Raw genomic sequence first — 23,452 nt, 5'->3', positions numbered from 1 at the left:
TGCCGCTCAGGGCATGACCTTGAGGTCTTTGACGAACTGGGTGGTGTAGGCCTTTTTCCAGTCAGTCTCGGCCTTGAGCAGGCCAGCACCCACCATGAAGTCGTAGGTCTGCTTCCAGCGTGCATCGGTCATCACGCCGGCGCCTAGCTTGGCGGCGTCGCCACCGTCAAATACCTTGAGCTCTTTCATGCGCTGGATGGCAAAGGTGATTTGCTCGTCGTCCATCTTGGGGTTGTCTTGCTTGATGAGCACATTGCCTGCTGCAGGGTTGGCCAGGTAGGCCTTCCAGCCCTCGATGCTGGCGCGCACGAAGCGCTGCACCACGTCAGGCTTCTCGGCCACCAGCTTGGTGGTGGACACGATGGTGGTGCCATAGGGCGGATAGCCCTCATCGGCAAACAGGAAGAACTTGGTTTTGACGCCCGCCTTGTTGGCTTGGAAGGGCTCTGACGAGGGGTAGGCCTGTTGCACGGTGTTGGCGTCGGCAAAGAAAGGCTGGAGGTTGAATGTGTACGGGCGCGATTGTTCTTCGGTGTAGCCGTACTTTGCTTTCATCCAGGGCCACCAAGTGGGGCGCCCCGAGGTGGAGACCAGAATGGTCTTGGCCTTCAGGTCGCCCAGGCCACTGACGTTTTCATGCGTCATCAGGCCTTGCAGGTCTTTCTGGAATGAGGTGGCCACGGTGGTCACGGGCAGGCCCTGCTCAATGGATTTGAGCACTTGCAGGTCATAGCCCATGATGAAGTCAGCCTGGCCTGCGGTGAGCAGTTGCATGCCGTTGACCTGTGGGCCGCCCATCTTGATGGTGACGTCCAGGCCGTGTTTTTTGTAAATGCCAGCCACCAGAGCCTGGTAGAAGCCACCGTGTTCGGCCTGTGCGTACCAGGAGGTGAGAAAGGTCACCTTGTCTTGCGCCCATGTGGTGGTGGCCAAGGTTGCCAGCGCGGTGGCGCAGGCGAGGCGGGTGAAGTGCTGAGTCAGTTTGCGTTGCATAGTCAATCTCTCCAAAAGTTGATATGGAAAGACGACAGTGCCGAGGCTAAGCAGCAGCCTGATGGCTGCCAGTCTCTGTTGGGCGCAAACCCAAATGCTGAAAGCGCGCTTTCGGCATGCGACGGCACTACCGTCACCAGAGCAATGACCGATAACCTGGGCGCGGGCCCGGCGGTTACTGACAGCTTCTACTCTGACTTAGGTCAAGCAATTGGTGTGCCAGATCTGGCGCACCGGTTTGGTGTGTGTTGCCAAGGGCTAGGGAACCTCGCATACTGTGCGCGCACACGCTCGCAGAGGCGCTGGGAAGCTAAGGCGTTGGAAATCAAACGTTTTGGGTTTCAACAGGGAGGCAGCTATGAGGTTGATAAAAGACCGCTCCATTGCGACGCGGATGCGCTTGGGCTTTGGATTGCTGATTTTGGTCAGTATTGCAGTGGCGCTATTTGGGCGCCTGGCGCTGGACCAAGTAGGCGGGCAGGTACGCGTGCTCACCGACCACAACTTGGTGGTGACCGTGCTGTCCAACATCAAGGACAACATCAACCTGACTGCCCGGGCCGCGCGCAACATTGCACTGCAAACCGATTCCCAGGGCAAGCAGATGGAAAAAAACACCATTGATGCAAACCGGGCTTCCACGCGCGCATTGCTCAAGCAGTTGGAAGATTTGCTGACGCTTCCTGAAGAGCAGGCCAAGTTCAAGGAAGTGTCCACCTCACGCTTGGCATATGCAGCCAAGTTGGACCAATCGGTGAAGCTGGGCCTGGAAGGCAATAACGAGGCAGCGCGCGACTTGCTGGTGGGAGAGGTGACGCAGTTGCAAAAAACGTATTTCACGCAACTGGATGATCTGATCGCCTTGCAACGGGAACGCATGGAGGCTGCGCGTCAGACAACGGATGGCACGGTGCGTCAGGCGGGGTACGCCATGCTGCTGCTCTTGGTGGTCGCCATGGTGTCGGGAGCGTTGATTGCGAACTGGACCGCGCGCAGTGTGACGCGCCCACTGCTGGCGGCGGTGCACGTGACCCAGCGCATTGCCGAAGGCGACCTGAGCACCCATGTAGAACCGGAAGCCAAAGATGAGGTGGGGCGGCTGACGGAGTCTCTGAAGCAGATGCAGGAATCACTGCGCAACCTGGTCGGGATGGTGCGCAGCAGCAGCGACGCCGTGGCGCTGGGCGCTTCGGAAATTGCGGCCAGCAACAGCGATATGTCGCACCGCACCGAGCAGCAGGCCGCCAGCCTGGAGGAAACCGCAGCCTCCATGGAGCAAATTTCCACCATGGTGCGCAGCAGCGAAACTCTGGCCCAGCAGGCCAACGACTGTGCCCACGCCGCCAATGGCGCTGCACAGCGGGGTGGTGACGTGGTGAGTCAGGTGGTGAGCACCATGTCACAGATCAACGAGGCTTCACAACGCATCTCCGACATCGTCAGCGTGATTGACGGCATTGCGTTTCAGACCAACATCCTCGCGCTCAATGCGGCGGTCGAGGCTGCCCGGGCGGGAGAGCAGGGGCGCGGGTTTGCGGTGGTGGCATCCGAGGTTCGCAGCTTGGCCCAACGCTCGGCCACGGCTGCGCGTGAGATCAAGACGCTGATCAGCAGCAACGTGGAGAAGGTGGATGCGGGGTCGCGCCTGGTGGAGACGGCGGGCTCCAGCATGGTCGATATTCGCGATCAGGTGGGGCGGGTGGTGAGCTTGATAGCCGAATTGGGCACCATGTCGTCGTCGCAGAGCAAGGACATTGTGCAAGTAAACCAGTCTGTGGCGGATTTGGACCAGGCCACCCAGCAGAACTCCGCCATGGTGGAGCAGTCTGCCGCCGCGGCAGACAGTTTGAGCCAGCAGGCGCGGTTGTTGGTGGACGCGATCAGTGCCTTCCGGCTACAACCTACGGGCCACACATTGGCCGTTGCCTGAGACGGGCTCCACAATAAAAGTGACTGGGCGGCCATGGACATGATACGGCGCCCCTTATAGCCAGAGGCGTGCCAGCCATTACGATTGGGCGATGTCACCCACCACACGCCGCGTTGTACAGGCAGTCCTGTTTGAAAGCATTGCCATCGCCGTGGTCACGCCCACCCTGGCGCTGATCTTTTCCCATCCCCCGGGCTCCGCCTTTGTGCTGTCGGCTGTCATGTCCAGCATCGCCTTGGCGTGGAACTATCTGTTTAACCTGTGGTTCGAGCGTTGGGAGGCGCGCCAGGCCGTCAAGGGCCGCACGCTGCGGCGGCGCGTTGCCCATGGCGTGGGTTTTGAAGGTGGGCTGACGGTGTTTTTGGTGCCCGTGATGGCTTACTGGCTGGACGTTTCCTTGTGGACGGCCCTGGTGGCCGACTTGGGCATGCTGGCCTTCTTCTTTGTCTATACCGTGGCTTTTACCTGGACTTTTGACAAACTATTCGGTTTGCCTGCTTCGGCCACCTGAAAGAAAAATAGACCTCTAGCCCCCGTGGAATATGGACGAGGCGCTTCTGTTTTGATAGCGTAATGGCCTGCCTCAGGCCGACACTTTGTTCTTCAATCGCAGCAGGCTCAGGCCCAGCACCACAAACAAACCACCCGACACGCGGTTGAGCAGGCGCTGTTTGTGTGGATTGCCCAGATGACCCTTGAACATGCGGGCCACCAGCACATAAAACAGGTGGGAGAACAGTGACATGGCCACAAAGGTGCAGGTCAGCACCGCCACCTGTTCGGGCACCGGTGCGTCCGCTGTGATGAACTGCGGAAACAAGGCGGAGAAAAACAGAATGGCCTTGGGGTTGGTCAGTGCCACGCCCATGCCTTGCCCGTAGAGCCGACGGCCCATGCCCTTGTTCGCGGGCGCGTCGGCCACGTATGTCGCCGACTGTGCCGCGGTGAACGACACCGCCTTGCTGCGCCACTGACGGATGCCCAGATAAATCAGGTACAGCGCACCGGCCACCTTGAGCACCGTGAAGGCCAGGGCCGACACCGCCAGGATGGCGCCCATGCCGGCCATGGCCACGCCCGAGATGATGAACAGCCCCGTGGCATTGCCCAGCGAACTTGCCACCCAGTCCCGCTTGCCATGCGCCATGGCGTTGGAGATGGCCAGCAGTACCCCGGGGCCGGGGCTGAAGCACACCAGGAAGGCAACGCCACAGAAAACTAGCCAGTTGGAGAGATGCATGGTCGGTATCCGGGTGGAGAGGGCAGGGGCCAATTATCCCTTGATGGGCAAAGCCTGAAGGGCGCGCAGGGTTTGCAGACAGGCCTGGGCGACCTCGGTGCCCTTCTTGACGAAGTGCTCGCGGAAGAAGTTCAGGTGCTCCTCGTGCTCGTGGAAATCACGCGGCGTCAGCACGGCGCTGAACACGGGCACATCGGTATCCAGCTGCACGCGCATCAGGCCATCGATGACGGCGGTGGTGACGAATTCGTGGCGGTAGATGCCGCCGTTGACGATGAGGCCGGCGGCGATGATGGCGTCATAGCGGCCGCTGCGCGCCAGGCGCTGGGCGTGCAGCGGGATCTCGAAGGCGCCAGGCACCTCGAAGTGGTCTACCTGATTGGGGGAAATGTCTTGCCGCTGCAGCTCGGCCTTGGTGGCGTTGGTGCTGTTGGTGACGATGTCGCGATGCCACGAAGAACTGATGATGGCAATGCGCGGCGAGGAAGTCTGATTCATGGTGGTCTCAAAAAGAGGATTAACAAGAATCAGGGCGCACGCAAACGCAGGCCAGGCGCGCGCAGGGGCGTGCCCAATCTTGGAGTGCGCGATCTCTTTCATCCGGACTATGACCGTCGGCTCTGGCATCTCACCAGATCTGCTGACCCCACGCCGGCAAGGGCTGGCGTGGGCGCTCGCGGGCTGCTGTAGTCAAGCCACATATACCGCCGGTGGGGAATTACACCCCGCCCTGAGAACGCGGCAACCCTTGCGGGCTGCGTTCCGATTTTAGCTGCGGGCCAGAAAGTGGCTGGGTGGCTTGCCCATGCTTTGCTTGAACATGGCAGAGAACGCGCTGTCACTGGCGTAGCCTGCCGCTGCGGCCACCTGGGCAATGGGCACACCACGTGCCAGCTGGGGCAGGGCATGGGCCAGCACGGCCTGCAGGCGCCACTGCTGGTAGCTGGTGCCCAGCTCGTCGCGAAACAAGCGGGCCATGGTGCGCTCGCTGGCGCCCACGTCGGCCACCCATTCGCCCAGTTGCCCGCGCTCGGCCGGGTCGCGCAGTACGGCTTCGCACAGCGCGCGCAGGCGCTTGTCGCCGTGCTCGGGGTGGGGCATGGGCACACCCAGGGCCTGGATGTCGGAGCGGGCCATCTCGTCGGCGGTGAGGTGCATAAGGGCGTCGTCACGCGGGCCGGGCTCGCTGCCCTCCAGCGCGTGCACCAGCTCGCGCAGCAGCTTGCTCACCACCAGCACGCGGCAGTCCGTCCAGTCGGCGGGCATCACGTCGGGCGCGATATCCACCGTGCGCAGCTCGGCCGTCTCCAGCACCACCACGTTGTGCTGTACGCCGGGCGGAATCCACACCGCGCGGCTGGGCGGCACGATGTAGGTGGTCTGCAGCTCGCCCTGCGTCACCGTCACCTGCATGAGGCCGCTGGCGCAGTAGGTGAACTGGGCCCAGGGGTGCTGGTGGGGTTCGATGTGGGCGTCCATAGCCAGTGAACGGGCCCGGCTGCGCACAGGGCGCTCGGCCGTGGGGGGGCGTTGGGCCGAGGTGTCAAAGGACACGGGGTTGAGCGGTGCCTTGCGTTTCAGGGGCATGGATCGTTGGGTCTGGTTTGGCGGGAATTCGACAATTATTGTCTTTTTGTCGTAATCAAGAAACTGTTTGCGCCCGTACGATGGCTCCCATGACCAGCGCAACACTCTCTTCCGCCGCCGCAGCCCCTGCCGTTCCCATGAAACAGGACGCCACCGTGATTGGCTTGGTGGGCTTGGCCCATGCCAGTTCGCACTTTGGCCACCTGCTGTTGCCGCTGCTGTTTCCCGTGTTCATGCAGGAGTTTGGGCTGAGCTATTCGCAGCTTGGTTTGCTGATGACCATGTTTTTCGTGGTCTCTGGCGTGGGCCAGGCCTGCGCAGGGTTTGTGGTGGACCGGCTGGGTGCACGGCCGCTAATGTTTGTGGCGCTGGGGCTGTTCATGGGGGCATGCATAGCTGCCTCGTTTGTGACCGGCTACACCGGGCTGTTTGCCGTGGCGGCGCTGGCCGGTCTGGGCAACGCAACCTTCCACCCGGTGGATTTCACCATCCTGAATCAGCGCGTCTCCACCCAACGGCTGGGCTACGCCTTCAGCGCGCATGGTCTTACGGGCAACCTGGGCTGGGCCGTGGCACCGGTGTTCTTTGCCGGCCTGGGCGCCACCATGGGCTGGCGCAATGCCTATCTGGCCGCAGCGGTGATGTACGCCGCCATCCTGGCATTGCTGGTGGTGCAGCGGGAGCACCTGAGCACCACCGTGGCACCGCGCGTGGCGGCCCATGCCAAGACCGAGCACGACATGGCGTTCATGAAGCTGCCCGTGGTGTGGTGGTGTTTTGGATTCTTTTTGCTCTCCACCATGACACTGGCGGTGGTGCAGAGCTACGCGGTGTCCATCCTCAAGGCCATGCATGGCGTTAGCTTTGAGGCGGCCACGCTGACCATTTCGTCCTACATGCTGTGCGGCGCGGTGGGCATGTTCATTGGCGGCTTTGTGGCGGCCAAGTCCAAGCACTCGGACCGCGTGGTGGCCATGGCCATGGCGGCCGGTGCCATGTTGCTGGCCCTGTGCGGCACGGGTTTGCTGGGTGCCACCGGCACCATGGTGGTGCTGGCCATCACCGGCTTTGCGGTCGGCATTGGTGGCCCCTCGCGCGACATGATGATCAAGAAGGCCACGCCCAAGGGCGCCACGGGCCGCGTTTATGGCCTGGTGTACTCTGGCCTGGATACCGGATTTGCCATCTCGCCCATTGTGTTCGGCGTGTTCATGGACCGTGGCTGGTACGGCGCCACGCTGCTGGGCGCAGCCCTGGTGCTGCTGCTGAGCGTGGGCGCTGCGCTGGGTGTGGGCTTGCGTACGGCCAAATAGGCGGGGGCTTGCCTGTGGCCTCTGCCTTCCTAATGCAATCCTGACATGGTGGGTGGTACGCTGGCGTCACCATGCAAGCGCAGCCCCCCGCCCCCCGCACTTACCTCGTCCAAACCGCCACGGTGCTGGCCCTGCTGGGCGTTGCCACAGGCCTTGGGTTTGCGCTGGACCACCATGTCTCGCTGACCAGCCAGTCCATGTTCTATGTGCTGGCCGTGGTGCTGGCGGCTTACACCTTGCCGTGGTTACCCTCCGTGCTGTGCGCCGTGGCGGCTGTTACCGCGCTCAATTTCTTCTTTGTTCCCCCGCGCTGGAACTTTGCGGTTGACAGCCAGGAGCACCTGATCGGCCTCTTCACGATGCTGCTGGTGGCTTTGCTGATCAGCCACCTGACCAGTGCACTACGCCGCAAGACCGCGCTGGCCCGTGCCAATGCCGAGCGTGCGTGGCAACTGCAACAGCTGGCCACCCATTTGGCCGATGCCACGTCGGCGTCATCGGCGGCCGAGTTGGGGCGCAGCGCGCTGGCCGAGGCTTTTTCCGGGCCCAGCGTGCTGGCCCTTGAGGCGGATGTGGATGGGCTGGAAGACTTGCGCGATGGCCTGCGCTGCTGCATGCGCGAAGCCAGTGTTCTGGGGCCAGGCACCGGCCGCTGGCCTGGGTTGAATGCGTGGTACCTGCCGCTGGGCGACAAGGTGCAAATGCATGGCGCCGTGTGCATACAGAACGTGCGTGCCGACGATGAGGCGGGGCGTGACCATGCGCAGGCATTGTGTGCCTTGCTGGCGCAAGCCTTGGCGCGTTTGCAGATGGCGCAGTCCATGCACACAGCCCAGCAGGAAAGCCAGCGTCAGCAAGTGCAGAGCACGTTTCTGGCAGCCATTTCACATGATCTGCGTACGCCATTGGCCGCGGTGGTGGGCGCAGCGTCTTCGCTCCAAACCCAGCGTGACAAGCTCAGCGACGCCGAGCAACAGCGCCTGCTCACCAGCATTGTGGATGAGGCCAGTTACCTCTCCACGGTGACGGAAAACACCTTGCAACTGGTGCGCCTGAGCAGCACCGGGCTGGATATCCGGCCGGACTGGGAGTCGGTGCAGGAGATCGTGGGTGCGGTGCTGGTCCGTGTGCGCCAGCGCGATCCACAGCGCCGCATCCAGTCGCAGGTGCCCGGAGATTTGCCATTGGTGCGGGTGGATGCCGTGCTGTTGGCCCAACTGCTGAGCAACCTGCTGGACAACGCGCTGAAGTACAGCGACGGTCCCATTGATCTGGTGGCCCGAACCCACGACGGCGGTGTGCAGCTGTCCGTGAAGGACCGTGGGCCTGGCATTGCTGAGGCGGAAATGGCCACGTTGTTTGAACCCTACGCACGGGGCGACCGTGCTGGCCCCCATGGCGCAGGCCTGGGGCTGGCACTGTGCCGTGCGATTGCGCAGGCGCACCACGCTACGCTGGACGTGCGCCAGCGCCGCGGAGGCGGTTGCAATGTGACGCTGACCCTGCCTGCCGTGGCCCAACCTGACGCGGGAGCGTTGCCATGAGCCTGCGTGTACTGGTGGTGGAGGACGACCGCGAAATCCGCGCGCTCATGCAGTCTTCCCTCGCGGTTGAGGGGTTTGACGTGCAGACGGCGGTGTCGGTGCGCGAGGCGCTGGCCCTGCTGCAGCATGCGCTGCCCGATGTGTTGGTGCTGGACCTGGGGCTGCCCGATGGGGATGGCCTGGAGTTAGTGCAGGTGGTGCGCCGCCATCACACGCTGCCCATTCTGGTGGTGTCTGCGCGCCATTTGGAGGCGCAAAAGATCCTGTTGCTGGACGCGGGCGCTGATGACTACCTGACCAAGCCTTTTGGCGTGAGTGAGCTGCTGGCGCGTATTCGCGTGGCGCTGCGGCACCGCGGCACCGCACTGTCGCCCGCGGTGACAGTGCATGCGCTGGACGGCTTGCGTGTGGACCTGGGGTTGCGCCAAGTGGAGCGGGACGGCGTGTCTTTGCATCTCACCCCCACGGAGTTCAAGCTGCTGGCCCGCCTGGTACGCAGTGCAGGCCGTGTGGTGACGCATCGGCAACTGCTGGTGGACGTGTGGGGGCCGGAATTTACCGAGCACACGCATTACCTGCGGCTCTACATGGGCCAGCTGCGCGCCAAGATAGAGGCAGACCCGGCCGAGCCGCGCCATTTGCTCACCGAAACCGGCGTGGGCTACCGTTTGGCCACGCAGTAACCCCACAAGCGCAGGGCATTCCATATGCCTTCCTAACGCCGGGCGGGCGACATTGCAGTCCTCTTCACTGCCAAAGCGTTTCATGCAATCCAATACGGCTCGCGAAAGTCTGGGTGCTCTCACACTGGGGGCTCTGGGCGTGGTTTATGGTGACATTGGCACCAGCCCGCTCTACACCATGAAAGAAATCTTCAGTCCGGCCACGGGTGTTCCGCTGGACGCGCCGCACCTGATTGGCGCGGTGTCGGTGGTCTTCTGGGGGCTGATGATGGTGGTCACCCTCAAGTACGTGCTGCTCATCTTGCGTGCGGACAACCGGGGGGAGGGCGGCATCATGGCCCTCACGGCATTGGCAGCCAAAGCCGCCGGCAGTACGCCGCAACGGCGCCTGGTGCTGCTGCTTACCGGGGTGTTTGGTGCGGCCCTGTTTTATGGCGATAGCGTGATCACGCCGGCCATCTCGGTGCTCAGCGCGGTGGAGGGGCTGGAAGTGGCCACGCCGGCCTTCAAGCCCTATGTGTTGCCCATTTGTGCGGCGGTGCTGGTTGGCCTGTTTGCCATGCAGCGCTTTGGCACCGGGCTGGTGGGCAAGCTGTTTGGCCCGGTCATCGTGGTGTGGTTTGCGGTGCTGGGTGTCACCGGCGTGCAGGAGATTGCGCAGAGCCCGACCATTCTGGCCGCGCTCAACCCGCTGGAGGCGCTGGCCTTTCTGCGTGCCCAGGGCTGGCATGTGTTTGTGGTGGTGGGGGCTATCGTGCTGGCCTTCACCGGGGCCGAGGCGCTGTATGCCGACATGGGCCACTTTGGCAAACGCCCCATCCAATTGGCCTGGACCGGCTTGGTTCTGCCTGCGCTGGCGCTGCACTATATGGGGCAGGGCGCTTTGCTGATGCGTGATGCCACGGCGCTGGACAACCCGTTCTACCGCATGTTCCCGGACGCCTGGGTCATCCCCGCGGTGGCGTTGTCCACTGTGGCCACGGTGATTGCCTCGCAGGCTGTCATCTCGGGTGCCTTCTCCATGACCCGGCAGGCGATTCAGCTGGGCCTGTTGCCGCGCATGCAGGTGCTGTTTACGTCTGCCAAAGAGGCGGGCCAGATTTACCTGCCCGGTGTGAACTGGTTGTTGTTGGTGGCTGTGTTGCTTGCGGTGTTTGGCTTTGGCAGCTCCTCAGCCCTGGCCTCGGCCTACGGCATTGCCGTCACCGTGACCATGCTGATCACCACGGTGCTGACCTTCTTTGTAGTGCGCCACGCCTGGCGGTACCCGCTGCCGTTGGCCATTGCAGCCACCAGTGTGTTTGTGGCGCTGGATGTGCTGTTGGTGGTGTCGTGCTCGCTCAAGTTCTTGCAGGGTGGCTGGTTCCCGCTGGTCATGGGCCTGGGTATCTTTTTGGTCATGGCCACCTGGCGCCGCGGCCGCGAATTGCTGGTGGACAGCATTCGCCATGACGACCCCGAGCTGGCCCCGTTTGTGGCAGCCCTGGCACAGGATGGCGTGCACCGCGTTGCACGTACGGCGGTCTACGCCGTGGCCAACCCCGAAACGGTGCCCCAGGCGCTCATGCACAACCTCAAGCACAACCAGGTGCTACACGAGCGCAACATCATCCTCAATGTGGTGTTCCACGATGTGCCCTGGATTCCGTTTGACGAGCGTGTGGTGGTGGAGACCCTGGCCCCAGGTTTCTGGACGGTGCAACTGCATTACGGCTTCAAAAACACGCCAGACGTTCCGAAGGCGCTGGAGCTGTGCCGCGCCCAGGGCCTGCCCATCAACCTGTTCGAGACCTCGTACTTTTTGAGCCGCGACATCGTCGTGCCTACGCGCGGTTCGGGCATGGCGCACTGGCGTGAGGCCTTGTTTGCAGTGATGTCCCGCAACGCGGGCAGCGCGGCTGACTTTTTTCGGCTGCCCAACAACTGTGTGATTGAGCTGGGCGCGCGCGTGCAACTCTAGGCAGTGCGGCGCAAGTGCGACAAGGGCAGCTCGGTGCTGCTCTTGATCCGGGCCAGCACAATGTTGGAGCGGATGCTGCCCACGCCTTGGATGCGGGTGAGGCGACGCAGCACCTGCTCGGACAGCACGCTGAGGTCGGCCGCCACGATCTGCAGGATGTAGTCTGACTCGCCGGCTACCGAATAGCACTCCAGCACTTCGGGAAAGCCGGCAATCTCACGCTCAAACGCCAAGCCCTCGTCACCGCTGTGGCGGGTCAGCGTGACATAGGAGATGGCGCGCACGGCCAAGCCAATGGCCGCCGGTTCCAGCAGTGCCACATAGCGACGGATGATGCCTGCGGCCTGCAGTCGCTGCACCCGGCGGCTGACCTGCGAGGCGGACAGGTGCACCTGATCCCCAATTTGCTGGTGGGTGGCATGTGCATCGCGTTGCAGTGCAGCAAGAAGACTGATATCAAAGCTATCCAGCAATGAATCTTCGTGTTTCTCTTGTTTCATGCACAAATTATGCATCGTGTGGGCGTTGAGACCTGTAACTTGCACGCCATTTGCGCGTCCAATTGACCACAATCAAGGCTTCAAGAACAGCGTTTGAGGAGCATGACCATGGCCACCCAACCCGGTGATTTGTTTGACAACCCGATGGGCCTGATGGGCTTTGAGTTTGTGGAGTTCGCGTCGCCGTTGGCCGGTGTCATCGAACCCGTGTTCGAACGCATGGGATTCACGCTGGTGGCCAAGCACCGCTCCAAGGACGTGGTGCTGTACCGCCAGGGCGGCATCAACTTCATCGTGAACCGCGAGCCCAAAAGCGTAGCGGGCTACTTCGCTGCCGAGCATGGCCCCAGCGCCTGCGGCATGGCGTTCCGCGTACGCGACTCACATCTGGCCTACAAACGTGCCTTGGAGCTGGGCGCGCAGCCCGTGGAACTGCGCCCCGGCCCCATGGAGCTGAACCTGCCCGCCATCAAGGGCATTGGCGGCGCGCCGCTGTACCTGATTGACCGCTACGAGGACGGCAAGTCCATCTACGACATCGACTTCGAATTCATCGAGGGCGTGGACCGCCGCCCCGTGGGCCATGGCTTCAGCGTGGTCGATCACCTCACGCACAACGTGTACCGGGGCCGCATGGCCTACTGGGCCGACTTCTACGGCAAGCTGTTCAATTTCCAGGAGATCCGCTACTTCGACATCCAGGGCGAATACACCGGCCTCACCTCCAAGGCCATGACTGCGCCAGACGGGCTGGTGCGCATTCCGCTCAACGAAGAAGCGCGCCAGGGTGGCGGGCAGATTGAAGAATTCCTGATGCAGTTCAACGGCGAGGGCATCCAGCACATCGCGCTGTTATGCGAAGACCTGCCCGGCGCCATCGACAAATTGCAGATGGCGGGCATTCCGTTGCTGACGGCGCCCAACGACGTGTACTACGAGAACCTGGCCACACGCCTGCCGGGCCACGGCCAGCCGGTGGGCGAGTTGCAGGCACGCGGCATTCTGCTGGACGGGACGACCGAAGGTGGCAAGCCGCGCCTGTTGCTGCAGATCTTCTCGCAGCCACTGCTGGGCCCGGTGTTCTTTGAGTTCATTGAGCGCAAAGGCAACTACCGAGAGGGCTTTGGCGAAGGCAATTTCAAGGCCCTGTTCGAGTCGCTGGAGCGCGACCAGATCAACCGCGGCGTGCTCGAAGCCGTCAAGTGAACCCAGTCGAACCCAGCCCAACCCAGGAGCAGCACCATGAAAATCGACCGCATCCACCACGTGGCCTACCGCTGCAAGGACGCCAAGGAAACAGTGCTCTGGTACCAGAAGATGTTGAAGATGGATTTTGTTCTGGCCATTGCCGAAGACGTCGTGCCCAGCACCAAGGCACCGGACCCGTACATGCATATCTTCATGGACGCTGGCATGGGCAATGTGCTGGCGTTCTTTGAGCTGCCCACGCAGCCGCCCATGGGTCGCGACCCGAACACGCCCGAGTGGGTGCAGCACATTGCGTTCCGCGTGAAGGACCGTGCGGAGCTGCTGGAGTTCAAGGCCCATCTGGAAGCCAACGGTGTGGACGTGCTGGGCGTGACCGACCATGGCATGTTCCACAGCATCTACTTCTTCGACCCCAACGGCCACCGCCTGGAACTGGCCTGCCCGGACCCCGAAGAGATCGCCAAGATCGCCCAGGCAGATGCCGTGAAGTGGCAGATGCTGGAAGAGTGGAGCGTGACCAAACGCGCGCCCAAGCACGCCGCGTTTCTGCACGCAAAGGAACTCGGAGCCAAGGCATGAGCGCTGCGCTGACCACGCTGGATGCCACACACGACCCCGCCACGTTGAGTTGGGTGGATTCGGCCAATGCGGCGGACACAGACTTTCCCATCCAGAACCTGCCATTTGGCCGCTTTCGCCACAACGCACTGGAGCCCTGGCAGATTGGTGTTGCTATTGGCGACCGCGTGCTCAACCTGCACGCCACCGGCCTGATTGACCATCACGACATGCCGCGCCTCATGGCCGCACCAGTGGCCGAACGCCGCGCGCTGCGTCTGGCCATTTGGGAAGGGCTGCGCGAAGGTTCAGCTCTCAAGGCGGTGTGGACCGACGCGCTCTTACGCCAGACCGAGGTGGAGCTGGGCCTGCCCTGTGACGTGGGCGACTACACGGACTTCTACACCGGCATCCACCACGCCACCACGGTGGGCAAGCTGTTTCGCCCGGACAACCCGCTCCTGCCCAACTACCAGTGGGTGCCCATTGGTTACCACGGCCGCGCCAGCAGCCTGGGTGCCAGCGGTCAGCAGTTCCACCGCCCGCGTGGGCAGACGCTCAAGCCTGGCGCCAGCGTGCCGGATTTCGGTCCCACGGCGCGTCTGGACTACGAACTGGAGATGGCGGCGTGGACAGGCATGGGTAATGCGCTGGGCGCTCCTGTTTCCATAGCGGATGCCGAAGAACACATCTTTGGCCTGACCCTGCTGAACGACTGGAGCGCGCGCGATGTGCAGGCCTGGGAGTATCAGCCGCTGGGCCCCTTTTTGGCCAAAAACTTTGCCACCACCGTGTCGCCCTGGCTGGTGACACTGGAGGCGCTGGCGCCGTTTCGCGCCGCCTTCGCACGACCCGCTGGCGACCCGCACCCTCTGGCCTATCTGGACTCGGCCCACAACCGCAGCGCAGGCGCGATTGATGTGCAGCTGGAGGTCTGGCTGCAGACACCCGCCATGCGCGCTGCGGGCAGCGAAGGCGTACGCCTATCGCAGTCCAACCTGCGCGACGCCTACTGGACGCTAGCGCAGCTGGTCACGCACCACACCGTGAACGGCTGCAACCTGCGCAGCGGCGACGTGCTGGGCACCGGCACGCTCTCTGGCCCGAAGCCGGAGCAGGGCGGCTCTCTGCTGGAACTGAGCCAGGGCGGCAAGCAGCCGATCACGCTGGCGAATGGCGAGACGCGTACCTTCTTGCAAGACGGCGACAGCGTCATCCTGCGTGGCCACTGCGAACGGCCGGGCGCACGCCGCATTGGTTTTGGCGACTGCCGCGGCACTGTGCTGGCCGCGCGGGCCCTGTAAAGGAGGTGAAGCATGGAACGCATTGATCCCCATACCTTCAGCACCCTCCAACTCGACTGGAGCCACTGGCACTTCAGCGCAGAGCGCGGTGGCCTGATGGCGCGCACCCTGGTGTTTGCCGACTTTGCGCAGGCCTTTGGTTTCATGGCGCAGGTGGCCATCATGGCGGAAAAGCGCAACCACCACCCCGAGTGGTTCAACGTGTACAACCGCGTGGAGATCACCCTCACCACGCACGATGTGCAAGGCCTGTCGCAGCGCGATCTGGATCTGGCGCGCTATATCGACGCGGTGTTTACCGGCCGTCCACAGGCGGTGCAGCCATGAACCCACAAGCTGCCTCCACCAAACACGGCCTGGCAGCGGGCCTGGCCCCAAGCCGCGCCGACTGGACGATCGATCAAGGCTGGGCCAACTACACCGTCCAGGAGCACGCCACCTGGAAGACCCTGTTCGAGCGCCAGACGGCGCTGCTGCCACAGCTGGCCTGTCGAGAGTTTGTCGAGGGGATGCGCGCCTTGCCGCTCAGTGCGGACGCCATCCCCGAGTTCGCCGCGCTCAACGAGGTGCTGATGCCTCGCACTGGCTGGCAGATCGTAGCCGTGCCAGGGCTGGTTCCCGACGAAGTGTTTTTTGACCACCTGGCCAATCGCCGTTTCCCCAGTGGAAACTTCATCCGTAGCGCCGACCAACTGGACTATCTGCAAGAGCCCGATGTGTTTCACGACGTGTTCGGCCATGTGCCCATGCTCATGCACCCGGTCATGGCGGACTTCATCCAGCTCTATGGCGAAGCCGGTTTGCGCGCCCAGCGCATCGGCAAGCTCACCGAGCTGGCGCGCGTGTACTGGTACACCGTGGAGTTTGGGTTGGTGAAAGAGCAGGTCGCGGGAGCGGAGGCACTGCGCATCTACGGTGCCGGCATTGCGTCCAGCTTCACCGAAAGCACGTTTGCCCTGCAAAGCTCGTCGCCACACCGCATCGGCTTTGACCTGGAACGCGTCATGCGCACCAACTACCGCATCGACGACTTTCAGGAGTGCTACTTTGTGCTGAACAGCCTCGACGATCTGCTCGCTTTGGCGCGGATCGATTTCGACCCAATCTACGAACGGCTCAACAAAGGCCCCACGTTTGCGCCGGGTGAGGTGCTTCCAGAGGACACGGTGTTTAGCCGGGGTGACGCAAGCTACGCACTCAGCCGAATGTCGGCGTTGGCTTGAGCCAGTGTAATTTTCTGAAAACTGCCGCTAGCCCCTGTTCAGCATTGGTCAGCAGCTATCAATTACGTAGCAATTTTCCCAGCGCTGCGGCAGCCTTGCGCAGCGCCACCGCGTCATACCCCGCATAGCCGAACAGCCATCCACGGCGCTTCGACGTGATGGTGTAACGCGACAACGGCGCCAGCAGCAGTCCCGCCTGTTGGGCCCGCGCAGACAGGCTCAGGTCGTCCTGGCCCGCAGGCAACTCGTGCAGCAGGTGCATGCCCTGGTCGCTGGGCTGCAACACCAGTTGGCCCTTGCTGGCCTTGGCCACGGCTTCAATCAGCACCTGCTGGCGCTGTGGGTACAGCTCGCGCATGCGGCGCAGGTGGCGCAGCAAATGGCCCTCGGTGATGAAGCGGGCCAATACATCCTGCGTGTCGCCGGGCGCGTGCCGGTCGGTCAGTGCTCGGGCCATGGAAAAAGCGCCGGCCAGTGCATGCGGCAGCACGATGAAGCCCAGGCGCAACCCAGGGTGCAGCGTCTTGGAGAAAGTGCCCACATACAGCACCCGGTGCGCATGGGGCAGGCTGCACAGGGCCGGCAGGCGGTGCGTGCTGTACTGGAATTCGCCGTCGTAATCGTCCTCCACAATCCAGGACCGTTGCGCATTGGCCCAGTCCAGCAAGGCCAGGCGGCGTGGCAGGCTCATGCGCACGCCGGTAGGGAATTGTGATGTAGGTGTCACCACTGCCAACCGGGCGGCGGGCCACAGTGTGGCGGCCTGCTCTACGACCAGGCCTTCGGCATCCACTGGCACCGGCCGCACGGTGACACCGTGGCCCACCAGGCTGGCCCGTATGCCAGGGTAGCCGGGGTCTTCGACCCAGGCCTCGTCACCCGCATCCAGCAGCAACCGCCCGACCAGGTCGATGCCCTGCTGCGAGCCCGAGCACACCACCACCTGCTCCGCCTCGCAACGTATGCCGCGCGACACCCATAGCCACTGCGCAATCGCATCGCGCAGCGCGCGCGAACCGGCAGGGTCCAGGTACTGGGCCTGGGCCATACGCTGGTCTTTGGACGCTTGCCGCGCCAGCCGGTCCCACAGCGCAAAGGGAAATGTTGCGATTTCGGGCGCGCCGATGCGAAAGGGGAGTGCAGCCTGCAAGGGCGGGTTCCAGCGTGACACGGTGTCGGCCACCAACTGCCCGCGTTGCGACAGGCCGGCCGCGATGGCCGGGCGCAAGCCATTGGCTGCTGTGCCAGAAGAGGCCAGGGCGCCCAGGTTGTCGGCCACGTAACTGCCATCGCCCACACGTGCCACCACATAGCCCTCGGACTGCAAGCGCTCCAACGCCCACAGCACGCTGTTGCGCGACACGCCTAGAGTTGCGGCCTGCGCGCGCGAAGCGGGCAGGCGCGTGCCAGGCTTGAACGTACCCTGCTCAATGGCGCGGCGCAGCTCCAGGTAGACGCGCTGGCGCACGGTTTCGCCGCGGGGTGTGTTGGGGGGAGCATTGGCTCTTTGGGTCATCTCAAATTGGCCCCTTGGGAGGGGTAATTGTTTCTTAAACTAAGGAGCCACTTTAGCAGCTCTACCCAAGTACCCACCATGGCCCAACACAGCAGCACCATCCTCTGGCAGCGTGATGACACCGCCGCCCTTACGGACCACCGCGACAGCCGCCGCCACACCTGGCACTTCGATGGTGGCACCGTCGTAGCCGGCTCATCCTCGCTTCACGTGGTGCCATTGCCCTATTCCGATGCGGCGGCAGTGGACCCCGAAGCGGTCTTCGTTGCCTCGCTGTCCAGCTGCCACATGCTGTGGTTTCTGGACATTGCCGCCCAGGCCTCCTGCTTTATCGCCAACTCGGTGAAGACCGAGGTGCTGTGCGAACCCGTTCTCTAAGCCCACCGTAGACCCCTAAGCCCATGACTTATTTGCCGCCCCACTTTACCGAGACCGACACCGCCACGCTGCACGCTCTGGTGCGCGCCCACCCGCTGGCCACCTGGGTGGTGCAGCAGGAAGGCGAGCTGCTGGTCAACCACATACCTATGCTGCTGGATGCGGACCGCGGCGAACACGGCACGCTGGTCGGCCACGTGGCCCGTGCCAACCCGGTGTGGCAAGCGTTGGCGGCGGGCGCGCAGTCGGTCGCGGTGTTCACCGGGGCGCAAGCCTATGTGTCGCCCAACTGGTACCCCAGCAAACATGCCAATGGCATGGCCGTGCCCACCTGGAACTACGCCACCGTGCATGCCCACGGCGTGCCCCAGGCCTTTGAGGAGGCTGACCGCATCCTGGATGTGGTGACCCGGCTCACGCAAACCCATGAGGCGGGCCAGGCCCTGCCGTGGCAGGTGTCCGACGCCCCCGTCGACTACATCACCAAGCTGCTGCGGGTCATCGTCGGCATTGAGATACCCGTGCAGCGCTGGGTGGGCAAGTGGAAGGTCAGTCAGAACCGCCCGGCGGCCGACCAGCAGGGTGTGGCTGCAGGTCTGGCGGGGCAGCCCGGCGATGCGGCTGCGCAGATGGCCTTATTGGTGCAACAGAGGATCAAGGCATGACTGAACATACAACGAGCCCCAAGGTAGTCGTCGCCATTGACGCGTTACACGCATCCGACTACGCCGCCTGGCAACGCCTTGGTGAGGGTTACAACAGCTTTTACGAGCGGGAACTGTCCCAGGCGACCTATGAGCGAACGTGGCAGCGTCTAATGAACGGCGATGGCATCCACGCCTTTGCGGCGCGGGTCGATGGACATTTGTTAGGCATCACGCATTACCTCTTCCAGCCGAGCATCTGGTCGGCCGATGTGTGTTACTTGCAAGACCTGTTTGTAGACGAATCTGCTCGCGGCCACGGCCTGGCGCAGGCCTTGATCGAGCAGGTGGCGCAGGTCGCCAAGGCACGCGGCGCACCCAAACTGTATTGGCTGACCCACACCACGAATACGCGGGCCAGAGGCCTGTACGACCGCGTGGCCAAGCACCATGGATTTATCCGATACGACTACGCTTTGGGCTGAGACTTGAATTTCACATGAAATTCGCCTCTAGTGCTCGTGGAATATCCGCAAACCGCCATCACAAAGGTAACGCAGTAGTGCTCTTGATCTCTTCCATCGAAAACGCCGACGACACTCCCGCCAGCTGCGCGTTCTGGATCAGGCGTTTGTAGAAGCGGTCGTAGCCAGCGATGTCGGCTGCCACCACCTTGAGCAGGTAGTCCACATCGCCGCTCATGCGGTGGAATTCCATCACCTCGGGCATGCTGGACACCGAGGCGGCGAACTTGCGCAACCAGGCTTCGTCGTGCCGGTTGGTGCGCAGGCTCACAAACACCGTGACCGGCAGGCCAGCCTGTGCACGGTTCACGATGGCCACGCGCTTCTCGATGAGGCCGGCTTCCTCCATGGCCTTCACGCGTTTCCAGCAAGGGGTGGACGATAAGCCCACCTTCTCACCCAATTGGGCGGCCGACAAGGTCGCGTCCTGCTGCAGCGCGCTCAGTATGGCGCGATCCATGCGGTCTAGTTCTTTCATGCTGCAATGTTGCGTTTTTAAAGAATATTTATTCTACAAAAATGTATTATTTGGGTAAATGAAGAATGAATATTAGGAGATGGAAAACTAAGATTTGAGCCATTGCCACCACCGAAGAAGCCGGCCATGCTGACCACCCCGCACGAGATCTATCTGGACTGCAATGCCACTACTCCCTTGTTGCCTGCCGCGCGCGATGCGGCGCTGCAGGCCATGGAGACCCAGTTCGGCAACCCCAGTAGCAGCCACTGCACAGGCCTGCGCGCCCGCGCGCTGGTGGACGAAGTGCGGGCGCGCGCAAGCCGCCTGCTTGGCGTAGGGGCGGGGCGCCTGCTGTTTGTGAGCGGCGCGACCGAAGGCATACAGACCGCGGTGCTGTCCGCCTTGTGCGCGCTGCGGGAGCAGCGGGATGCGGGTGAGCGCGCGGACGGCCCGCTGTTGGTCGGGGCCACCGAGCACAAAGCGGTGCCGCAGAGCCTGGCGCACTGGAACCGTGTGCTGAGCCTCAACTTGCCGATTGTGGAAGTGCCGGTGGACCAGCAGGGCCGCCACGACATGGCTTTTCTGCAGGCGCACATCGCCGGCGCGGGCCTGCTGTGCACCATGGCCGCCAACAACGAAACCGGTGTGGTGTCCGACATTGCAGGGATCGAGGCCTTGTTGAACTCCAGTGGCTCCCGCGCGCTGTGGCTGGTGGACTGTGTGCAGGCGCTGGGAAAACTGGATCTGGACCTGCAGGCCACGCGCATCGACTACGCGCCGTTTTCCGGTCACAAGCTCTACGCGCCCAAGGGCATCGGCATGCTGTATGTGCGCGCCGGCAGCCCGTTCACCCCGCTCATGGTGGGTGGCGGGCAGGAGGGCGGGCAGCGCTCGGGCACGGAGAACATGCCTGGCATTGCGGCGATGGGCGCGGTGCTGCAGGCGTTGGAAGCTGGCCACGCGGGGGAGGGGGCTGTGTTCCGTTCCGCTGCCTTTCTGCAGCAAGCGCGCCGGCGGCTGGCCAATGCCCTGCGCGCAGCCTTTCCCGGCTTGGTGTTCAACATGCCCTTTGAAGGCTCGCTGCCCACCACCCTGAATTTCTCGGTCCCTGGCCTGTCCAGCAAGGCCCTGCTCAACCTGTTTGACGCAGCCGGCATGCGTATCAGCGCGGGCAGTGCCTGTAGTGCGGCCAAGGCCGAACCCAGCTTTGTGCTCTGCGCCATGGGTTTGCCGTCGTGGCAGACCGAGGGGGCGGCGCGCTTGTCCATTGGCGCATGCACTGACGATGTGCTGATTGACGAAGCCTGTGCGCGCATTGCGCGCTGCGGTGCAGCGCTGCAAAGTGCCGTGGCGTCCGTGGCGCAGCCTTTGGACACTGAAGCATCCTGCATGGATGCGGAGCAGGCCGTATTGACCGCTGATGCCTTGCCTACCTTTTTGCAAGACCATCCGGATGCCCTGTTGGTGGATGTGCGGGAGACCTATGAACATGCGGTGGGCCGGCAGAGTCTGCCGTGGTCCGCCCAGGCCCTGTGCAATGTCCCGCTGGCAACCTTGGGCCAGCACCTGCCGGCCTGGCTGAGCGATAGCCACCGCCCCTTGATCTTCTTCTGCCGCAGCGGTGGGCGCAGCCTGCAGGCGGTGCAGGCCCTGCGCGCACGCGGACACTGCCAAGCCTGGCACTTGGCGGGTGGCTTGGCGGCACAATGGAGCGCATGACCGCAGCTATTCCATCCCCCCAACTCGCCGGCCATCTGCTGGTGCAATGCCTTGTGGAACAAGGCGTAACCCATGCCTTTGGTGTGCCCGGTGAAAGCTATCTGGCAGTGCTGGATGGTTTTCATGTCTACCGCAAGCACATTCAATTCATCGTAAACCGGCAAGAGGGCGGTGCTGCCTTCATGGCCGAAGCGCATGGCAAGCTGACCGGGCGGCCCGGCGTCTGCTTTGTCACCCGCGGGCCGGGGGCGACGAATGCCAGCATTGGCGTGCACACCGCGTTCCAGGACTCCACGCCCATGGTGCTGCTGGTGGGCGATGTGGCCAGCGACCAACGCGACCGCGAGGCATTTCAAGAGATGGACTACCGGGTGATGTTTGGCCCCAGCGCGCTGGGCATGGCCAAGCGCGTGGAACGCATTGACGAGGCGGCGCGCATTCCTGAATACATTGCTCGCGCATTTGCAACCGCCATGAATGGCCGCCCCGGTCCCGTGGTGCTGGTATTGCCCGAAGACATGTTGACCCAAGCGGTGGTTCCTGATGCAAGGCGCCAAAGCCCCCGGCCATTGGCCCGGGTGGAACCGGTTGAGGCCTGGAGCGACCCTGGGGCCCTGCGGAATCTGCGCCAGCTGCTATTGAAATCGGAGCGTCCCTTTGTCATTGCCGGCGGTGGCGGCTGGACGCCGCAGGCCGCGCAGGCCCTGCAGCGCTTTGCCGAGAACTGGCGCCTGCCGGTGGGCAACGCGTTCCGTTTCCAGGACACGTTTGACAACCACCACCCGCAGTACGCGGGCGATGTGGGCATCGGCATCAACCCCGCGCTGGCCAAACGCGTGCGCGAGAGCGACCTTATCATTGCCATCGGCCCGCGCCTGGGCGAGATGACCACCGGTGGCTACACGCTGCTGCAGGCGCCCAAGGCGGCGCAGACGCTGGTGCACATCCACAGCAGTGCCGAAGAGCTCAACCGCGTCTACCAGGCCGATTTGGCCATCCACGCGAGCATGGGTGCCGCGGCTCGCTCTCTCGAAGTCTTGACCGCGCCAGTGACCGTGCCCTGGGAGGCGTGGACACAGGGGTGCCACGCCGACTACGAAGCCAACCTGGTGCCTAGCACCATCAAGGACTTGCCGGCTGACAACAAAAACGGCCTGGTAGATATGCCCAGCGTGATTGCCACGCTGCAAAAGCATTTGCCGCCGGACGCGGTGCTGACCAATGGTGCGGGAAACTTTGCCAGCTGGCTGCACCGTTTTTACCGCTACACCGGCCTGGCTGCGGGCCACAAGACCCAGCTGGCCCCCACCAATGGGGCCATGGGCTATGGCGTGCCGGCCGGGATTGCAGCTGCCATCACCACCGGGCGTACCGCCTTCACCATCGCGGGCGATGGCGACTTTTTGATGAACGGCCAGGAGCTGGCCACGGCTGTGCAGCATGGGGCCAAGAGCATCATCCTGCTGCTCAACAACGGCATGTACGGCACCATCCGCATGCACCAGGAGCGCGAGTACCCGGAGCGCGTGGCAGGCACGGCGCTTCAGAACCCTGACTTTGCGGCGCTGGCCCGTGCCTATGGCTACGCAGGCGTGACCATTCGCAAGAGTGCCGACTTCGAGGTCGAGCTGCTGGCCGCACTGGCGCGGCCCAATGGCACGGTGATTGAGGTCGTGCTGGAGCCTGAGCTCATCAGCACACGCGGTAGCCTGGCCGCGTTGACCCAGGCGGCCCTGGTGCAAACGGCGCTGCAGCGATGAGTGTGACCCTGCAAACCGTGCACCATGTGGCGCTGATCGCCTCGGACTACGCGCGCTCCAAGTACTTCTATACCGAGGTGCTGGGCTTGCGTGTGGTGGCAGAGAACTACCGAGCCGAGCGCCAGTCGTACAAGCTGGACCTGGCCCTGCCTGACGGGACGCAGCTGGAGTTGTTTTCCTTTCCCAGCCCGCCACCGCGCCCTTCACGTCCCGAGGCCTGCGGCCTGCGCCACCTGGCCTTTGGGGTGGCCGATGTGGCGGCCTGGAAGCACCAGCTGGAATCGGTGGGCATTGCGGTGGAAGACATCCGGGTCGACGAATTCACAGGCCGGCGTTTCGTGTTCTTTGCCGATCCCGACGGTCTGCCGTTGGAGCTGTATGAAGCGCAAAGCCCCGCCTGAGGGGGG

Annotated in this window: 24 protein-coding genes and 1 riboswitch; of the genes, 17 read left to right on the top strand and 7 right to left on the bottom strand. The window is 63.4% G+C overall.

The annotated features are described in order from the left end of the window. Positions 1-6: 6 nt before the first annotated feature. Complete coding sequence (locus AC07OE_RS04605) at positions 7-993, bottom strand: ABC transporter substrate-binding protein (RefSeq protein WP_495069390.1); 987 nt, start codon at positions 991-993, stop codon at positions 7-9. A 358-nt stretch (positions 994-1,351) separates the two neighbouring features. Here AC07OE_RS04605 and AC07OE_RS04600 point away from each other — a divergent pair, with 358 nt between their 5' ends. Together AC07OE_RS04600 and AC07OE_RS04595 are read left to right on the top strand one after the other, a co-directional pair. Further along, positions 1,352-2,923 (top strand): methyl-accepting chemotaxis protein, encoded by a 1,572-nt coding sequence (locus AC07OE_RS04600; RefSeq protein ID WP_495069389.1) that lies wholly within the window; start codon positions 1,352-1,354, stop codon positions 2,921-2,923. A gap of 91 nt (positions 2,924-3,014) precedes the next feature. Beyond that, a complete protein-coding gene (locus AC07OE_RS04595; protein ID WP_495069388.1) occupies positions 3,015-3,434 on the top strand; it encodes a PACE efflux transporter in 420 nt (139 codons plus the stop codon). Positions 3,435-3,506: 72 nt separating this feature from the next. Here the strand turns inward: AC07OE_RS04595 and AC07OE_RS04590 are convergent, their stop codons facing one another. The 3 genes from AC07OE_RS04590 to AC07OE_RS04580 all read right to left on the bottom strand — a co-directional run bounded on the left by AC07OE_RS04590 (position 3,507) and on the right by AC07OE_RS04580 (position 5,750). Beyond that, positions 3,507-4,163 carry a LysE family translocator gene (locus AC07OE_RS04590; RefSeq protein WP_495069387.1) on the bottom strand — a complete coding sequence of 219 codons (657 nt, stop codon included), beginning with the start codon at positions 4,161-4,163 and terminating at the stop codon, positions 3,507-3,509. Positions 4,164-4,196: 33 nt separating this feature from the next. Beyond that, positions 4,197-4,661: a 6,7-dimethyl-8-ribityllumazine synthase gene (locus AC07OE_RS04585; RefSeq protein WP_495069386.1), complete on the bottom strand. Its 465-nt coding sequence runs from the start codon at positions 4,659-4,661 to the stop codon at positions 4,197-4,199. 86 nt (positions 4,662-4,747) lie between these two features. Further along, positions 4,748-4,905: riboswitch (FMN riboswitch) on the bottom strand. Positions 4,906-4,931: 26 nt separating this feature from the next. Next, the gene (locus tag AC07OE_RS04580) at positions 4,932-5,750 is read right to left on the bottom strand and encodes an AraC family transcriptional regulator (RefSeq protein WP_495069385.1); all 819 of its coding nucleotides are present in this window, start codon (positions 5,748-5,750) and stop codon (positions 4,932-4,934) included. Between the two features lie 89 nt (positions 5,751-5,839). Between AC07OE_RS04580 and AC07OE_RS04575 the strand changes: the two genes are divergently transcribed. From AC07OE_RS04575 to AC07OE_RS04560, 4 genes are all read left to right on the top strand, one after another. After that, positions 5,840-7,063 (top strand): MFS transporter, encoded by a 1,224-nt coding sequence (locus AC07OE_RS04575; RefSeq protein WP_495069384.1) that lies wholly within the window; start codon positions 5,840-5,842, stop codon positions 7,061-7,063. Positions 7,064-7,134: 71 nt separating this feature from the next. Then, entirely contained in the window at positions 7,135-8,607 is a 1,473-nt protein-coding gene (locus tag AC07OE_RS04570) for a DUF4118 domain-containing protein (RefSeq protein ID WP_495069383.1), read from the top strand. Continuing rightward, positions 8,604-9,290, top strand: coding sequence for a response regulator (locus AC07OE_RS04565; protein WP_495069382.1), 687 nt, complete (start codon positions 8,604-8,606; stop codon positions 9,288-9,290). Before AC07OE_RS04570 ends, AC07OE_RS04565 begins: the two co-directional genes overlap by 4 nt. Before the next feature lie 82 nt (positions 9,291-9,372). Next, a complete protein-coding gene (locus tag AC07OE_RS04560) occupies positions 9,373-11,250 on the top strand; it encodes a potassium transporter Kup (protein ID WP_495069381.1) in 1,878 nt (625 codons plus the stop codon). Here AC07OE_RS04560 and AC07OE_RS04555 read toward each other — a convergent pair. Beyond that, positions 11,247-11,750, bottom strand: a complete 504-nt coding sequence (locus tag AC07OE_RS04555) for an Lrp/AsnC family transcriptional regulator (RefSeq protein ID WP_495069380.1) — start codon at positions 11,748-11,750, stop codon at positions 11,247-11,249. The two genes, AC07OE_RS04560 and AC07OE_RS04555, sit on opposite strands and share 4 nt — an antisense overlap. A gap of 108 nt (positions 11,751-11,858) precedes the next feature. Here AC07OE_RS04555 and hppD point away from each other — a divergent pair, with 108 nt between their 5' ends. The 5 genes from hppD to phhA are packed head-to-tail and all read left to right on the top strand — an operon-like array spanning position 11,859 to position 16,044. After that, on the top strand, positions 11,859-12,956 hold the full coding sequence (gene hppD / locus AC07OE_RS04550; protein ID WP_495069379.1) for a 4-hydroxyphenylpyruvate dioxygenase: 1,098 nt from the start codon (positions 11,859-11,861) through the stop codon (positions 12,954-12,956). Positions 12,957-12,992: 36 nt separating this feature from the next. Next, positions 12,993-13,538 (top strand): VOC family protein, encoded by a 546-nt coding sequence (locus AC07OE_RS04545; protein WP_495069378.1) that lies wholly within the window; start codon positions 12,993-12,995, stop codon positions 13,536-13,538. Next, positions 13,535-14,821, top strand: a complete 1,287-nt coding sequence (fahA, locus tag AC07OE_RS04540; RefSeq protein ID WP_495069377.1) for a fumarylacetoacetase — start codon at positions 13,535-13,537, stop codon at positions 14,819-14,821. Before AC07OE_RS04545 ends, fahA begins: the two co-directional genes overlap by 4 nt. Positions 14,822-14,833: 12 nt before the next feature. Continuing rightward, the gene (locus AC07OE_RS04535) at positions 14,834-15,148 is read left to right on the top strand and encodes a 4a-hydroxytetrahydrobiopterin dehydratase (protein ID WP_495069376.1); all 315 of its coding nucleotides are present in this window, start codon (positions 14,834-14,836) and stop codon (positions 15,146-15,148) included. After that, a complete protein-coding gene (phhA, locus tag AC07OE_RS04530) occupies positions 15,145-16,044 on the top strand; it encodes a phenylalanine 4-monooxygenase (protein ID WP_495069375.1) in 900 nt (299 codons plus the stop codon). The genes AC07OE_RS04535 and phhA overlap by 4 nt, the downstream gene beginning before the upstream one ends. A 58-nt stretch (positions 16,045-16,102) precedes the next feature. On the opposite strand, the gene pdxR is transcribed toward phhA, so the two are convergent. Further along, on the bottom strand, positions 16,103-17,560 hold the full coding sequence (gene pdxR, locus AC07OE_RS04525; protein WP_495069374.1) for a MocR-like pyridoxine biosynthesis transcription factor PdxR: 1,458 nt from the start codon (positions 17,558-17,560) through the stop codon (positions 16,103-16,105). A gap of 78 nt (positions 17,561-17,638) precedes the next feature. Here pdxR and AC07OE_RS04520 point away from each other — a divergent pair, with 78 nt between their 5' ends. Genes AC07OE_RS04520 through AC07OE_RS04510 form a run of 3 tightly spaced genes read left to right on the top strand, consistent with a single transcriptional unit; the run spans position 17,639 to position 19,067 of the window. Then, positions 17,639-17,938 (top strand): hypothetical protein, encoded by a 300-nt coding sequence (locus AC07OE_RS04520; RefSeq protein ID WP_495069373.1) that lies wholly within the window; start codon positions 17,639-17,641, stop codon positions 17,936-17,938. A 23-nt stretch (positions 17,939-17,961) separates the two neighbouring features. After that, a complete protein-coding gene (locus tag AC07OE_RS04515; protein WP_495069372.1) occupies positions 17,962-18,603 on the top strand; it encodes an FMN-binding negative transcriptional regulator in 642 nt (213 codons plus the stop codon). Beyond that, a complete protein-coding gene (locus AC07OE_RS04510) occupies positions 18,600-19,067 on the top strand; it encodes a GNAT family N-acetyltransferase (protein WP_495069371.1) in 468 nt (155 codons plus the stop codon). The genes AC07OE_RS04515 and AC07OE_RS04510 overlap by 4 nt, the downstream gene beginning before the upstream one ends. Positions 19,068-19,125: 58 nt before the next feature. Here the strand turns inward: AC07OE_RS04510 and AC07OE_RS04505 are convergent, their stop codons facing one another. Next, complete coding sequence (locus AC07OE_RS04505; protein ID WP_495069370.1) at positions 19,126-19,584, bottom strand: Lrp/AsnC family transcriptional regulator; 459 nt, start codon at positions 19,582-19,584, stop codon at positions 19,126-19,128. A 126-nt stretch (positions 19,585-19,710) separates the two neighbouring features. Here AC07OE_RS04505 and AC07OE_RS04500 point away from each other — a divergent pair, with 126 nt between their 5' ends. The 3 genes from AC07OE_RS04500 to gloA2 are packed head-to-tail and all read left to right on the top strand — an operon-like array spanning position 19,711 to position 23,446. After that, positions 19,711-21,285 (top strand): aminotransferase class V-fold PLP-dependent enzyme, encoded by a 1,575-nt coding sequence (locus AC07OE_RS04500; protein ID WP_495069369.1) that lies wholly within the window; start codon positions 19,711-19,713, stop codon positions 21,283-21,285. Next, positions 21,282-23,045, top strand: a complete 1,764-nt coding sequence (locus tag AC07OE_RS04495; RefSeq protein ID WP_495069368.1) for a thiamine pyrophosphate-binding protein — start codon at positions 21,282-21,284, stop codon at positions 23,043-23,045. Before AC07OE_RS04500 ends, AC07OE_RS04495 begins: the two co-directional genes overlap by 4 nt. After that, a complete protein-coding gene (gene gloA2, locus AC07OE_RS04490) occupies positions 23,042-23,446 on the top strand; it encodes an SMU1112c/YaeR family gloxylase I-like metalloprotein (RefSeq protein ID WP_495069367.1) in 405 nt (134 codons plus the stop codon). Before AC07OE_RS04495 ends, gloA2 begins: the two co-directional genes overlap by 4 nt. Positions 23,447-23,452: the final 6 nt, after the last annotated feature.

It is taken from the genome of Rhodoferax sp. GW821-FHT09E07, from assembly GCF_059416145.1.
This window is presented reverse-complemented; position numbering and strand designations above follow the sequence as displayed.